This window comes from Chitinophaga terrae (ex Kim and Jung 2007) (genome assembly GCF_900107795.1).
GTDB classification, from domain to species: Bacteria; Bacteroidota; Bacteroidia; order Chitinophagales; family Chitinophagaceae; genus Chitinophaga; species Chitinophaga terrae.
On record NZ_FNRL01000013.1, the window covers coordinates 23,948 to 39,167 of the forward strand.

The window sequence follows — 15,220 nt, forward strand, 5'->3', positions numbered from 1 at the left end:
TTTCTTTTGCTTTTGAGAGAAATGATTTAGGTTTGCGGCGTGAAACTCATCCCGATCATATGCATCTTTTTCGGACTCTTGCTGCAGAACTTCAGCAAGAGCGTGATCTATGTGCAGTTCTGGATGAACCAAACCTATATAGCCAACAATCTTTGCGAGAACAGGGATAAGCCAAAGATGCACTGTAATGGTAAGTGCCACCTGAAAAAAGAATTGGAAAAAGATACCCAGCAGGACAAGAACAACAGCACGAATAAGGAGAAATTTGAAGTGATGTTTGTGGAAAATGTTCCTGGTTTTTCAAGTTTTTCTGTAGAGAATGAGCTCACCCAAACAGCTCATTATAAAGAACCGTTTTTAGTTATCCCATCCTTCTCTATATTCCATCCTCCCCGGGCCTTGGCAGCATAATTGTACCCGATTTCTTACTCCTTCTATTCGTATGCCCAACATCGGATAGTTAACTTATTGCGCACATGAAACAATGTTGTTTACTCATCATTGCCTGCATTGCTGCATTGAGCAGTCGTGCACAGCAAATATATGGGCGTGTGGCAGATGCACAGACCAGGGAAGCATTACCCGGGGTTACTGTGCGGCTATGTCATGCTCCCAGTGGATGTACTACCAATTCGGCCGGCCGTTATGAACTAAATGCGGCAAGTGCCGATTCAATAATCATATCATTTACCGGCTATATCAGCCAGCGGATTCCCGTAGAGCAGGCTCAGAAAAGGTCTGTCATCTACCTGCAACCATCTGCAACTAATCTTAACGAGATCATTGTTTCTTCTTCCCGTGAACAGCAGCCCCGTACTACTGCTCCTATTGCTATCAGTACGGTTTCCTCACAACAACTGAACGAAGCAAAACCGGTAACGTTAGACCAGGTATTGAACAAGGTAAGCGGCGTATACATGGTAGATCTGGGTAACGAGCAGCATACCATGGCTATACGGCAGCCTATTGGTTATAAAAGCCTGTTCCTGTACCTGGAAGATGGGATACCTATCCGCACCATCGGCGACTTCAATCATAACGCCCTGATAGAAATCAACATGGCCGCGCTTCGTAACATAGAAGTGATCAGGGGACCCGCATCTTCTTTGTACGGCAGTGAAGCGGTTGGCGGCGCTGTAAACTTTATTACTTCAGCGCCAACACTGGTGCCAACTGCAAAACTGCAGTTGGAAGGAAGCAACTGGGGTTACCGCCGGGCGGATTTTAATATATCCAGCACCGTGAAAAAACTGGGATTCGTGGTCAGCGGTTACTATGCCAACCAGCATAATGGATATATGGATCACAGCGATTTCCATAAGCTGGCTTTAACAGGCAAGCTGGTTTACCAGGCCAATGAAAAGAATAAATGGACAAACGCTATTTCTTATATAGATTATAAAACAGACCAGACAGGCGGACTTGACAGCGCACATTTTTTTGCCCGCGATTATAAGAACTTCCAGACGTTCACCTACCGGGAAGTAAATGCCCTGCGTATCAGGAGTACCTGGGAACATACCTGGAACAATACTAACCATACGTCTTTTACTGCCTTTTTCAGGAACAACCGGATAGGGCAAAATCCATTTTACGCGATCAAAGATGTACGCGGCACCCCGAAGGCCGGCGGACAGATCAACAGTGATGGGTTCAACAGTTACGGGATAATCATTCAACATAAAAAACAGTTCGGCTGGAAACAGGCTGCCCTGATAGCCGGGTTGAGCATGGATTACAGTCCCGCTTCCTTCTGGGCCGATTATATTGATATCACCAAAGACGCTGCGGGATATTATCGCAGTTACATAAAAACAGATTCTTCATTAACTGATTATAATGTAGGATTGCTTAACAGTGCCGCCTATACGCAGTTTGAGTTTGTTCCGTTAACGCGCCTGAAAGTTGTAGCTGCTTTGCGTTACGACAGGATGGACTACAATTTTGTCAATCATCTTACTCCTTCTGCCTACACAGGCGCGCCAAGCGAACGCAATAACTTCAACGCGCTTACGCCAAAGCTGGGATTGACTTACGACCTGGGCCGCGACCATGGCATATATGCCAACTATAGTGTGGGATTTGCACCGCCAAATATCTCCGAATTGTATACCGGCGTGAAAGTACCGGTATTGAAACCTGCTACCTATTATAACTGCGAAGCTGGCGGCTGGATGGCCTTTGCAAAGGGGAAAGGATATGTTGATCTGAGCCTGTATTATATGAAAGGGAGTAACGAAATCATCAGCGTAAGGGAGGCGGATGGATCGTATGTGAACAGGAATACCGGAGAAACTTCGCATAAGGGAATAGAATGGAATATAAAGTATACGCCTATACGAAGTTTGTTTTTCAGAACGAGCGGAACTTATGCTTTGCATGAATTCAAAGCGTATGAAGATGGCGCCAAAGTGTATACCGATAACCAGATGAATGGTGCGCCAAAGTGGATCACTAATACGGAGCTGACGTGGAAACCTTCGTTCCTGGCTGGTTTCAGGATAGGGGCAGAGTGGCAGCATATCGGCGATTATTACATGGACCCCGCCAACACATCGAAGTATGGAGGTTACGACCTGTTTAATGCCAGGGTAGGATATGAATGGAAGGGATTTGAATGCTGGGTGAATGCAATGAACCTGGGCGACAGGCTTTATGCAACGACAGCTGAGAAGTCGGCATATGGCAAAACCTACCGCGTAGGTCCAAGACAAACTTTTAATATCGGTATTGCTTATACATTCACAGGAAAATGATTTTAAGATGAAATATTTTCTCTCTGTACTCCTTGTACTGGCGGTTGGAGTAGGTTGTAAAGAAGCGGGGAATAAGGTCAGCAGGCCGTCGGTGATCTCGCATATCAATATGGATGCATCCTGTCCTTATTTCACACAGACAGCCGAAGGCATACCGGTTGTCAGCTGGATAGAAAAAGATAGCGCGGAAGATGCAGGAACAATGTTCTATACGCTATATGATTCGGCCACGCAGATGTTCGGACCGCCGATCGAAATCCCGGTCACAAAGGGAGCGATCCCGCACGACGAAAACCTGCCTAAGATGCTGTTTAAGAAAGACGGAGTAGTGATAGCGGTATTTGGCGTTGAAGCCAATGATGCGAGAAATAAATATGCCGGAAAGGTGATGTATACGCAATCGTTTGACGGCGGAAGAAGCTGGCAGGCCGCTCAACCGCTGGTCAGGGACACTGCAGGTTACGACCAGCGGTATTTCGATGTTGCCGTTACGAAAGATGGGGAGGGGGCTATTGTATGGTTAGACAACAGGAAAGATACCAGCGCAGAAGGATCTTCCGTTTATTTTGCCAAAGCGACGGGCAAAGAAGGTTTTAGGGATGAAAAGCGCATCGTTTCGCAGGTTTGCCAATGTTGCCGCACACGCCTGTATGTTGCCGGAACGGGAGATATCCACATTGTTTATCGCGCCATCCTGAACGATTCGATCAGGGATATGGTACACCAGGTATCTGTGGACCAGGGGCAAACGTTTTCTTCGCCTGTTCGCATCAGTGCCGATAACTGGGTTGTAAGAGGCTGCCCGCATACCGGCCCAACCCTGACAGCCAACAGCAGCGGGCTGCATTTCGCCTGGTTCACTATGGGGAATGGCAAAGGCGCTTTTTACTGCAAATCAGTTGATAACGGTCTTTCTTATACGAAAAAGGAGTCGTTAAGCGACGAACCTATGGCTAAGCACCCGCAGATCTACACGATCGATGACCGGCTCCTGCTGGTTTGGGACGAACCTGTTCCTTTCAGGAAAAGTTCAAACAGCCGTATAGGTTACCAATGGCGGAAAGCGGATGGATCGCTTGACCGGGCAGGGCGGCTAACCGATAGTACTGTTTATGCCAGCTACCCGGTATTGGGAAGCTTCAGGACGGATGCAATGGTTGCCTATAAGCAGATAGTGGATAACAAAGGACGTATTGTGTTGAATCATATCGCATTGTAGGAATTTAACTGTGCAAAAAGAAAGGCGCCTCTACCTGGTAGAAACGCCTTTCTTTTTGTGCGGGATATATCGCTATATCCCTAATTTCATAGTCTCTCAGTTGTAACCCAGCGAATAGGATTCCCGACCGCCCCAATCCTTGCCCGAAGCCCATCGGCCATAATTTCCTTTCCTGGAATTACCGAAATAGAAGCGCCAGACTGCTTTGCACCTGGGATAGTACAGGCGTAGCAAGTACACAGTGATAAATGTAAGCATAGGGATATGGTTTCAAGTTATTGGATAGTCTTAGTTCTAGTTGTAGTATCGGCATAGATCCTTTCCCGAGCTACGGAAGCGGGAAAAAATATATGATGTTTTTCAAATATAATATATTATATAAAGATATATATCACATGATAGTGCTATTTTCTGTCAGTGTAATAGGCATTGGCCTGCTGGATAGGCGTCATTACCAAATCGTTGATGCAAACATGCGGCGGAAGAGTAGTGCAGTAATACACCACATCTGCCACATCCTGCGCAGATAGTGCAATAAGTCCCTCGTACACTGCTTTGGCCTTATCCTCATTGCCTTTGAAACGAACCATAGAGAACTCTGTTTCAGCTGCCCCGGGGTGCACCGCAGTTACTTTGATCCGGTAAGGAAGCAGGTCTATCCGCATGCCCTGGGTAATGGCATCAACGGCCGCTTTAGTGGCGCAATAGACATTGCCTTTCGCATACACGATCTTGGCGGCGGTGGAGCCGATATTGATGATATGCCCGCTTGTCCGGGAGCGCATCCATGGCATTACAACATGCGATACATACAGGAGGCCTTTGATGTTGGTATCTATCATGGCATCCCAGTCTTCGGTGTTCCCCTGGTCGATAGGGTCCAGACCCGCAGCCAGGCCGGCATTGTTCACCAGCACATCGATCCTGCGCCATTCTTCCGGTATACCTCCGAGTACCGTGTTAACCTCGTCCTGGTTCCGTACATCGAAATGTAACGCCAGCACGTTTACTCCAAATTCCTGGGTCAGTTGTGTGCTGACTTCTTCCAATCTTTCTTTTCTACGACCTGTAATGATCACATCGTATCCTTTTGCTGCGAATGTTGTTGCGCAAGCCTGACCAAACCCGGCGGTTGCACCGGTAACAAGAACAATAGCCATGACATTAAATTTGTTGCAATTTACTAAAGGATCATCGGATCAGGGTAACCGTTCCTCTTTTCATTATTTCTTTTCCGTTGAAATCAACGCCCTGCAGGATCCAGATATAAGTATCCACAGGGGCGGGATCTCCTTTATAGGTGCCATCCCAGCCTGTTTTGTAATCGGGCGATGAATAGATCTCTACTCCCCACCGGTTGAAGATCCTGAAAAATTTATAGGTAGTAATGCCAACGGGAATAAACCGGAAACGGTCGTTCTGTCCGTCGCCATTCGGGGAGAAGGCGGTAGGTACGTAAATTTCGGGGCCTGTATAGTATTTGATGTTAATGGAGTCGTATCCGAAGCAACCCTGCCTGTCAGAAACTTTGAGGTAATAGGTGATGTCTTTATTGCCGGTTACGAGCGGCTGGGCAACAGACGGGTTGCTCAGTCCTTCTGTTGGCGTCCAGCTATAGAAGTCGCCGCCGCTTCCCGGCAGCACCAGCTGTTGCCCTTTTGCCAGGATAGTATCATTCCCTGCAAAAGGTTTTACTTCATATATCTTTAAATCCTTCGTCACCGTTCGTTCGCAGATGTTGTCTGTTTTGATGGTCAGTGATACCGGGTAAGTATTGCCGGCATTATAAACGTGAGATACTCCTCCTTCCCCTCTGAATATGCTTACAGGATCAGAATTACCGAAATCCCACTGTTTGCTCACGATATGGCCGTAGAGATAGGAAGAGGTATCATTGAACCGGATCTGTTCTCCTTTGCATAACCCTTCTGTTGTGAACCCAACTTTCAGGCCCGGGTAATTATGTACAACGCCTTCCAGGCTATCAGTACAGGCAAGGCCTGGATTAACCACAAGTTTGATCTTGTATACACCGGTGTCGGGGTATTGATGATAGAAGAGGGTTTGAGAATTAGTGACGGTATCTGTTCCGTCGCCAAATGTCCAGAGATAAGCAGATGTAAACCCGGCAATACTTGAATTGCTGATAGGGATATCAAAAGCCGGTGATTCTGCGCAATTCATGATCACCGGCGGAAATTTGGCGGTGATCTTGGTCTGGCAATCAAAGATGGTGAGCAAAATATCTTTGCTATGGGTTCCCAGGAATGCGCCGGTTGCCCGGTCGTATTCATTTACGCAAACAGTGATCACGTATTTCCCCGGCTTGTCGGGCGTGCAGCTGATAAGCCCCTTGTTGGAGATGCTCATACGCGGGTTGCCGCCAACCGGGTTGGCGCCTGCATACGGAGGGATATACCTCACCGTTTGGTTGTAAGGCGGCGGCGTTACCGAACTGTTATCTGACTGGTTGTTAGTACCGTCTGTCAGCGCATTGCAGAGGGAGTAAGTAAGACTGTCGCCATCTTCGTCGTATGCTGCATAATCCAGCGTAAAAGGCAGCGCGTTGCAAATAATGATGGAAGTATCTTTATCGAAATAGGCGCTGTTGTTATAAGGTTTTGATTCTGAACCGGGGATGATGGTGTAGTAGGTAGAACCTTCGTGTTCTGAATCGTAGATGTTAGTGATCTTTTCGCCCCTGCAGCATCGTTGTGAAGCAATAAAGTAGCCGCCGTTAATTGCAGGCAATTCTATAGTATCTGAATAGAAGGCTACTTCCAGGTGTTGTGATTTAGGCGCCAGGCAGGGATTTTTGAGCGTATCCCTCATTGGTTTGGTGTCTCTCATCGTCAGGTAAACAGTGGAAATTGGCCGGGCTCCACTCACCGTATAAATATTTGCAGTAACAGGATTTTCAAACCGGTCGATACAGCCTTGTCGGTCGCCGCAGGTAAAATCTGCGTCGCGATATAACTTGAGAGTGATGAGATAACGGTAGCGGGTATTATCCCTGTTCAATCCAAGCGTCTTATAATAAATTTCGCCACCAATGATATGATATCCGGCTGCACAAATTGGGAACAAACAGCAGCAGAGTATCAGAAGTACTGCTATTTTCATGATGGGGTGTCCTGCTATCTGAATTTAACAAAAAAAATCCAGAACAGGTTCAATCCATCTCACTTTATTATCTGATCAGGGTAACAGTTCCTTTGCGTTGTACGGTGTTGTTATTGATGTCTTTTCCCTGCACCACCCAAACATAGGTTCCGACTGCGGCAGGATTGCCGTTAACAGTACCGTCCCAGCCTTTCATATACATGCGCGTTTCGTACATCAGTTTACCCCACCTGTCGAAAACCCTGAAATATTCCAGGTTTACAATACCTACAGGCAGTGGACGGAAAATGTCGTTCTGTCCATCATTGTTAGGAGAGAAGGCGTTAGGTATATAAATTTCCGGCCCTTTAATAAAACGTACATATATATCGTCAGTTCCGGTACAACCTTCTGTAGTATAGGCGGTAACGGTATATACTATATCGCGGTTATAAGTGGTGACCGGGTTGTAAATGCTCCGGCTGTTCAACCCGTCGGGCGGCGACCATGTATATCTCACTCCTCCAGTTGCATGGAGCTGGAAAGGCGTGTTAAGCATTATAATTGTATCGTTTCCGGCAAAAGCCTGCACTTTCGGCACAACTTTTACAAGGGCGGTGGCTATTACCGGTTTAGGACAACCCAATGTATCTGTTACTGTTACCGTGAACAAAGTAGTGTCTTTAGGCCTGGCTATGGTCACGGGTTTCGTAGGATCATCTACATAATAACTTGGTTTCCACGCGTAATACGCGCCTCCGGTTGCTCTTAGGGTTAGCGGAACATTGAAGCAAACGGTAGTATCTGGGGCGGCGGTTGGTTTTGGCGGATCTACAACCTTTAAAGTTACTGTATCGGCAGACGAACATTTACCCAGTTGTGCTTTTATCTCGTAGCGCTGAACAGGGGGCGCGGGCGTCACATATGCATCTGCATTGCTGGAAACAACCCGCTGGTGATCCAGCTCTGTCCAGGTATATTCATAAAGCCCGTCGCTATACGAAGGCAGGTGTATTTCATCGTTCGTACAAACGGTGCTGTCTGAAATTGTCTGAACGTGGATCGTATCGCGTACATCCACAAAAATATCTTTGCTATTAACACAACCCTGGTTATCAGTAAAGGTTACACGATAGCTCTGGTCCTGGGGCGGGAAAACAATAGGGTTAGGGGTAGCAGGATTGAGGATGTAATAGTTATCTGGCGTCCAGGCGTATTTGCCGGGCAGGTTGCTGGTAGCCCACATATGAAGGCTGTCTTTCGCGCACAGCAGGGTATCGCCGGTTGCAGTAAAAGGCGGCTTATCGTAGATCGTTAAATTCCGCGTGATAGTTTGTTCGCATCCCTTATCGCTGCGGGCATATAATTTTACGGCATAGGTGCCTGGTTGGGTATAATTGAAATTTGGATTTGGAAGATTGCTGGTATCACCAGCGGCTCCTGTAGCAAAGTCCCATTTATAGTAGGCTACGCTTCCGATATCTGCCCGGGTGGTGGAGGTGAATTGGGTACCCTTGTTGGTACAGGCGCCCAGGCTGGTAAAGTCGGCTTTAAATACCGGGTAGGCATAAACGATGGCGGTGGCGCTGTCGCCGCAGTTGCTGTTCTTATCTACCCAGAGCTTCACTGTATACGTACCTGGCTGTGCATAAGTATGTTTGATCGGATCGGCGCTGTTTGTAGTATAGTGTGGACTGTTATCGCCGAAATCCCAGGTATATGGTTTGCCAAGTGTACTGTTGTTTAACAGTGTAACCGTTAAGCTGGTACAATCTGCATATTTTTCAGGCATAGCAGCAGTTACCTGCTTAACACATGTTGTTACGTTGATATGGAAATCTTTCCTTAATGTGCCAATTTTAACACCATTCCGGTATTCATTCACACATACGGTAACCACGTATTTACCTGCCGGAGGAGCTATACCTGAAATAACGCCGGTTTTCGGATCGATCTTTACATCGGGTCCTAAAGGGCCTGAGCCGCTGTAAGGACTGATGTATGAAACGAAATCGTAAGGCGGATTAACTGCCGCAGGGGGGATGCCCGATTGGTCGGTTGTTTCCCCTCCTTTATAGGCATCGCAGAATTCGTAGGTCAGTTGATCATTATCGCTGTCTGATGCTGAAAAGTCGTAAGTGAATTTTTTACCTGCGCATACCAGGGTCGCTTCGTCTTTATTGAAAGTAGGGCTGGAATTATGGACAGCGTTCAGGTTAGTGCCGGGGATATCAACATAGTAGGTAGCCCCTGTTCCGAGGTCGGGCCCGTTTCCCGGCAGGGGTTCTGCTACTATGTTCATCATGAACTGGTCGCGGCAGCAACTCTGGAATGCGATCGTATAACCGGCGGCGTTGACCGGTAAAGTGATATCTGTTTCGAACAATCCCATTTCATAACAGATAGTAGGAGGATTAACGATACAGGGGTCAATTTGTGTAGCTGTTTTAGTCTGGAAATCGTTCCGTTTTATGCTGTACTTATTTACAAAGCTGTTGTTCGCTTTATCGAAAGCCACCAGCCAGATCGTTTCGGGCATATTCGCAATGCGGGGGCCTTTGTCGCATATCCGGTATAGTTTAAGGGATATGGTGTAAGTAACATAGTTGCCCGTTTGCCCTTTGAATTTATAGTACACCTGTCCGCCAATGATATGGCTGGCATGTGCGGTTAACCCACATACAAGACATAGCAGGATGACAAAAGCTTTCTTCACAGGGAACGATTTTTAGACTTATAGTTGACAAAATGCAATAAACTGTTCCAGTATTAAATTACTTTCAGCAGGCGCTTCCCACATACCCATATGTCCTACTGCTTCAAAGATATGCACATTGCTTACACGCGGTAAGGTGATCTGTGGAAGAATGCTGTCCGGCGGCACCGCATTATCATCCTTTCCTACTACAAAAAGCACCGGTACTGTAAGTTGCTGCAATACCGCAGTTCTGTCCGGCCGTTCTTTCATTGCCTCGTAGTAGGCTACCAGGGCGGGGAGAGAACATTCCTGTCCCATTTTTACACAGGCTTCAATCAGCTCCGGGTGTTTGCTTTTTGTTACCGGGCTGAACATATTTGGCAACGTTTGCCGCAGGAATGTTTCAGCGCCGTATTGATTCATCAGGTTGATGGATTTGGTCCTGTTCTCTTTTTTCTCTTCGGTATCAGCTTTGGCAGTGGAGTGGAAGAGGCCTAATCCTTTGATCAGTTCCGGATGCTTCTCTGCCAGGGCCAGGGCAACGTAACCGCCCATAGAGTGGCCAATCACTACTGCTTCTTTTATATTCTGTTCTAACAGGATCGTATAAACGTAATCAGCCATCGATTCGATGCTGAGCGGCGTTGTCAGCGGAGCTGCAGCAGTACCGGGCAGATCTGGTACTATAACCTTATAATGATCTTTCAGGCGATTTGTTTGCAGGTGCCAGAGGCCAGAGTTTTCAGAGAATCCATGAATTAACACAACAGCACTTCCCTTTCCTTCTTCCTGCCAGGTGTTGTTTCCGTTACTAGTTACCTTTTGCATATCTTAAGCCGGGAATAAAACGTGAAATAAGCGATTGAATGATCAACAAAATACAAAAAATCAGGGCGCCCTTCGACAATAAATCGCCATTTTTCACATAGAACGTATTTCCTGCCCTCAGTGTTACAGTTGATGAAAAAACTGCCTGCTCCCAATAGGGTTGCGGATCATGTATGTTGCCGGCTGGATCAATGACGGCTGAAATACCGGTGTTGGCGCTGCGCGCAATCCATTTGCGGGTTTCAATGGCCCTGATGCTGGCGTAACGCAGGTGTTGGCGATGCCCTTCTGTATTACCCCACCATCCGTCGTTAGTTATAATGACTAACAAATTCGCTCCAGGTTTAATATGTTCAGCAACATAGTTGCTGAAAACAGATTCATAGCAGATCACCGGGAAAACATTCGCGCCGGCAGCCGGATCGGTAAACATTTCAACGCCCGGCGTTCTGCCGTAGCTGCCCGTAATGCCGCCGAAATCCAACGCTACTTTCTGGAGAAAAGAAAGATATCTTACATAAGGGACCAGTTCTACACCCGGCACCAACTCGTACTTATGATAAACCTGTATGCTAAGCGAAGTATCTATCTGGAGGGCGCTGTTATAAGCATCGAACCTGGTGCCATCGTTCATTTCCCGGGAAGTTGCCGGCACTTCGTCGGTCGCGCTATACCGCTTGAGGGTAGCAGCGCCGCTGATCAGCTTCGCCCGGGGGAATTTTTTCAATAAGTCCCGGATCGCGATCACCTCGGGTTGGTAATTCAATTCATGTTCCCAGGCGCCCATAGGGAAAAGGGCTGTTTCCGGCCAGATGATATAACGGGTATTGCTATCCGCTTTTTGTTCTGTTAACCTGAGCATTGTTTGCAACTGCTCCATAGAAGTGCCTGCCGAAAACTTTTCGTCGTAAGGATCTATATTTGGCTGCACGATCACCACACCCGCTTTTTTTGCCGGGTCATCGGGCGCCGGGCGTATAAAGGCAGATATGATCAATGGGAGTCCTATTGCCAATACCGGTTTCCATGCTTCATAGCGCAGGAGTTCCCGGGTCGTAGCATCGTATATACGTGCACGTTTCCATGCGTTATATATAACTATATTGCCTAATAATACCCATAAGCTACCGCCGCTGGTACCCGTAAATTCGTACCATTGTATCCAGCCGGGGTGCATGGCAAAAGCATGGCCCAGCACCAGCCATGGCCAGCTGAATTCCCAGGTCTGATGGATGTACTCGAACGTGAGCCAGTAGACTGCTAATGCAAAATAAGATGCATTAACAGGCAGCCGGCGTTTCGTTTGCTTATAAGCCATCCAGGGAATGCTCATCAACAGGGCGTTGAACACATTGGCAAATACGCCGCTGGCCGGCACGGTAGTATTCCCTACCCACCAGGTGGAGGCTGCGTTCCAGGTTAGAAAAGCGAGGAAGACCAGGCCAAAATATTTCCCCGGATGGGATACTTTGTCTGCGATATATAACAGCGGCGTAAACGCTATAAAGATCAAGGGCGTGAAAGGCATAGTTGGCCATGCAAGCCAGAACAACAAGCCGCTGATTAAACTAAGTAAAAAGTAAGGTGTTTTCATTCCATCTTAGGTTACAGTCCTTCGAGGACCAGGACGAAGATAATGGATGTTTCTCGCAAAGAGTGGAGTTTCACGCAAAGCGACAAAAGAAGGCAAAGGCCGCAAAGAACTTTGTTTTAAGGAAAATAAGAAAGCAAAAAGAGTGAAGTTTGTGTTATATAACATAATCTTCACTCTTTTTGCTTTCTTATTTTCCTTAACAACCTTTTTCTTAAAAAATCCCTTTGCAGCCTTTGCCTTCTCAGCGTCTCTGCGTGAAATTAGCGGCTGTAGTTAGGCGCTTCTTTGGTGATCACAACGTCGTGAGGGTGGTTTTCCTTAACGGTAGCTGCCGTGATCTTCACGAACTGGGCGCCTTGCAATGCTTTCACATCTTTGGAACCGGTTAAGCCCATACCTGCGCGTAAACCGCCAACGAATTGCTGAACGATTTCAGACAGCATTCCTTTGTATGGTACGCGTCCAACGATTCCTTCTGGCACCAGTTTTTTGATATCATCTTCATCCTGGAAGTAACGGTCTTTACTGCCTTCCTGCATAGCTTCAATAGAACCCATACCGCGGTAAGACTTGAATTTACGTCCTTCATAGATGATGGTTTCTCCGGGGCTTTCTTCCACACCGGCAAAGATAGAACCGGCCATGATCGTGGAGGCTCCAGCTGCCAGCGCTTTTACCATATCGCCGGTGTAACGGATACCGCCATCTGCAATAACAGGGATACCCAGTTTTTTCAATGCTTCAGATGCTTCCATGATGGCTGAAAGCTGAGGGAAACCTGCGCCGGTTACGATACGTGTAGTACAGATAGAACCCGGACCTACACCTACTTTTACAGCGTCGGCTCCTGCCTGCGCCAGTGCTAATGCACCTTCTGCAGTAGCTACGTTACCTGCGATCACCTGGAGTTTAGGGAATGTTTTCTTTAATTTTTTCAGGCTGTTCAATACGGCGATAGAATGACCGTGAGAGCTGTCGAGACATACAACGTCAACGCCTACATTGATCAGGGCCTGTGCGCGGTCTAAAACATCAGGAGTGATACCTAATGCAGCGCCAACCAGTAAACGACCAAATTCGTCTTTTACTGCGTTAGGATAGCTGGTCAATTGCAGGATGTCCCTGTATGTGATCAGGCCTGCCAGTTTACCTTGTTTATTAACAACAGGTAATTTTTCAATTTTGTATTGCTGAAGGATCTTCTCTGCTTTTTTAAGATCGGTGCCTTCCGGTGCAGTGATCAGGTTTTCGCTGGTCATCACTTCTTTTACCAGGCGCTTTTTGTTTCTCTCGAAACGCAGATCCCTGTTGGTTAGGATACCTACTAATTTGTTGCTGTCATCTACTACCGGGATACCGCCAATGCCATTCTCTTTCATCAGCCTTAAAGCTTCGCCGATATTGGCATCTGGCTTCAAAGTTACAGGGTCCATGATCATGCCGCTTTCGCTGCGTTTAACACGTCTGACCATTTCCGCCTGCCTTTCAATGCTCATGTTTTTGTGGAGAATACCTATACCACCTTCACGAGCTAACGCAATGGCCAAAGTGGCTTCCGTAACAGTGTCCATCGCTGCCGATACCATAGGTATGTTCAGACGTATGTTCTTTGTTAATTGCGTACTAATGTTTACTTCTTTAGGTAATACTTCAGAGTAGGCCGGTACCAGGAGCACATCATCAAATGTAAGTCCGTCAGCTACGAATTTGGGTTTAGATTTTCCCGAAGGCATGATGCAACTATTAATCAGTTAAAAAATAATTGCACGCAAATGTACGATTATTTACAGAATAAATAAAATCTTCGCCATCACCTGACGGTGAGATGACGATTAATAAATCATTAACAGACTTCGTACATCTCGCCCGGCAACCGCCGTATTACCTGCTGCATCTCCAATGTAAAGAGAGATTGGGCAATTTCGCTGCCCGAAAGCTGCGTTGCCCCGTAAAATTCCTCCACATGCCGGGGCGACTTCTCCTGCAGGATGGCCAGCAGGGCCTCTTCATCCTGCGTCAGCTCCGGGAATAATGAATATTGTTTTTTGTTAATTTGTTGGGAAGTCTGCCAGCCCATAAGCGATAATACATCCTCAACCCCATTTATCAAGGCTGCCTTGTTCTGCTTTATCAGCCAGTTGCAACCGGCCGACAATGGATCATCTACCCGCCCCGGCACCGCGCAAACATCCCGGTTATACCCATTGGCCAGGTCGGCAGTGATCAGCGAACCGCCTTTTAACCCGCTTTCCACCACAATAGTAACATCACATAGCCCGGCCACGATCCGGTTCCGTCGCGGGAAATTTTGCTTATCAGGCAATGTGCCGCTTATATAGTCTGTTAATAACCCTCCCCGTTCTGTCATCTCCGCCGCTATGTTTTTGTGCGCCGGCGGGTAGATCCTGTCCAGGCCATGCGCTAATACCCCGATCGTAGGAACAGCCGATTGCAAAGCGGTTTTATGGGCAATGACATCTATACCATACGCCAGGCCGCTCACGATCGTTACGCCCGCATCAGCAAGCCCTGTTACCAGTTGAACCGTCAGCGCACTGCCGTAGGCGCTTGGCCTGCGTGTACCGACTATGCCTACCATTCGCTTCGCATTTAAAGGCGTATTGCCCCTGAAATAAAGCATGGCCGGCGTATCATAACAATCCAGCAGTTTCCTGGGGTATGCAGGATCTGTGCAGAATAAAGGCGTGATCTTATATTTTTCCAGGAAACGCATCTCTTCTTCTACCCGCCCGAAATCTTTAAATGATCTTAATGCGGCAATACGCATGCTGCCAATGTTCATTACCTTCTCCAGCTCAAATCTGCGGGCTTTGAACACGGCTTCTGCACTTCCAAAATGTTCGATCAGTTTTTTTATAATAACATCCCCGATGCTGGGAATGCGGGTTAGAGCTATCTGGTAAAATAGTTCTGAAGGCATAACAAACAATATATTTCAGTGGAAATTACATTTTTTCTTCTTCCACTTTCTATATGCTTCCTGATTTATTTTTGCAGATATA

General features: G+C 47.1%; 11 protein-coding genes. 3 read left to right on the forward strand and 8 right to left on the reverse strand.

The genetic code is table 11. The features are described 5' to 3' along the window. Nucleotides 1-39: 39 nt before the first annotated feature. From BLV62_RS28105 to BLV62_RS15010, 3 genes are all read left to right on the forward strand, one after another. On the forward strand, nt 40-411 hold the full coding sequence (locus BLV62_RS28105; protein WP_139170183.1) for a hypothetical protein: 372 nt from the start codon (nt 40-42) through the stop codon (nt 409-411). A gap of 65 nt (nt 412-476) precedes the next feature. After that, nucleotides 477-2,756, forward strand: a complete 2,280-nt coding sequence (locus tag BLV62_RS15005) for a TonB-dependent receptor (RefSeq protein ID WP_089762783.1) — start codon at nt 477-479, stop codon at nt 2,754-2,756. A gap of 7 nt (nt 2,757-2,763) precedes the next feature. Then, nucleotides 2,764-3,975, forward strand: a complete 1,212-nt coding sequence (locus tag BLV62_RS15010) for a sialidase family protein (protein WP_089762784.1) — start codon at nt 2,764-2,766, stop codon at nt 3,973-3,975. A 96-nt stretch (nt 3,976-4,071) separates the two neighbouring features. Here BLV62_RS15010 and BLV62_RS28330 read toward each other — a convergent pair whose 3' ends face one another. The 8 genes from BLV62_RS28330 to dprA all read right to left on the reverse strand — a co-directional run bounded on the left by BLV62_RS28330 (nt 4,072) and on the right by dprA (nt 15,138). Then, on the reverse strand, nt 4,072-4,233 hold the full coding sequence (locus BLV62_RS28330; RefSeq protein ID WP_168927949.1) for a hypothetical protein: 162 nt from the start codon (nt 4,231-4,233) through the stop codon (nt 4,072-4,074). A 146-nt stretch (nt 4,234-4,379) separates the two neighbouring features. After that, nucleotides 4,380-5,135: an SDR family NAD(P)-dependent oxidoreductase gene (locus tag BLV62_RS15015; RefSeq protein WP_089762785.1), complete on the reverse strand. Its 756-nt coding sequence runs from the start codon at nt 5,133-5,135 to the stop codon at nt 4,380-4,382. A gap of 31 nt (nt 5,136-5,166) precedes the next feature. After that, nucleotides 5,167-7,098 (reverse strand): gliding motility-associated C-terminal domain-containing protein, encoded by a 1,932-nt coding sequence (locus tag BLV62_RS15020; protein ID WP_089762786.1) that lies wholly within the window; start codon nt 7,096-7,098, stop codon nt 5,167-5,169. A gap of 67 nt (nt 7,099-7,165) precedes the next feature. Beyond that, nucleotides 7,166-9,793, reverse strand: coding sequence for a PKD domain-containing protein (locus BLV62_RS15025; RefSeq protein WP_089762787.1), 2,628 nt, complete (start codon nt 9,791-9,793; stop codon nt 7,166-7,168). A gap of 18 nt (nt 9,794-9,811) precedes the next feature. Further along, nucleotides 9,812-10,603, reverse strand: a complete 792-nt coding sequence (locus tag BLV62_RS15030) for an alpha/beta fold hydrolase (RefSeq protein WP_089762788.1) — start codon at nt 10,601-10,603, stop codon at nt 9,812-9,814. Next, nucleotides 10,587-12,197 carry an apolipoprotein N-acyltransferase gene (gene lnt, locus BLV62_RS15035; protein WP_089762789.1) on the reverse strand — a complete coding sequence of 537 codons (1,611 nt, stop codon included), beginning with the start codon at nt 12,195-12,197 and terminating at the stop codon, nt 10,587-10,589. The genes BLV62_RS15030 and lnt overlap by 17 nt, the downstream gene beginning before the upstream one ends. A 260-nt stretch (nt 12,198-12,457) precedes the next feature. Next, the gene (guaB, locus tag BLV62_RS15045) at nt 12,458-13,930 is read right to left on the reverse strand and encodes an IMP dehydrogenase (protein WP_089762791.1); all 1,473 of its coding nucleotides are present in this window, start codon (nt 13,928-13,930) and stop codon (nt 12,458-12,460) included. A gap of 110 nt (nt 13,931-14,040) precedes the next feature. Further along, complete coding sequence (dprA, locus tag BLV62_RS15050; protein WP_089762792.1) at nt 14,041-15,138, reverse strand: DNA-processing protein DprA; 1,098 nt, start codon at nt 15,136-15,138, stop codon at nt 14,041-14,043. Nucleotides 15,139-15,220 lie beyond the last annotated feature (82 nt).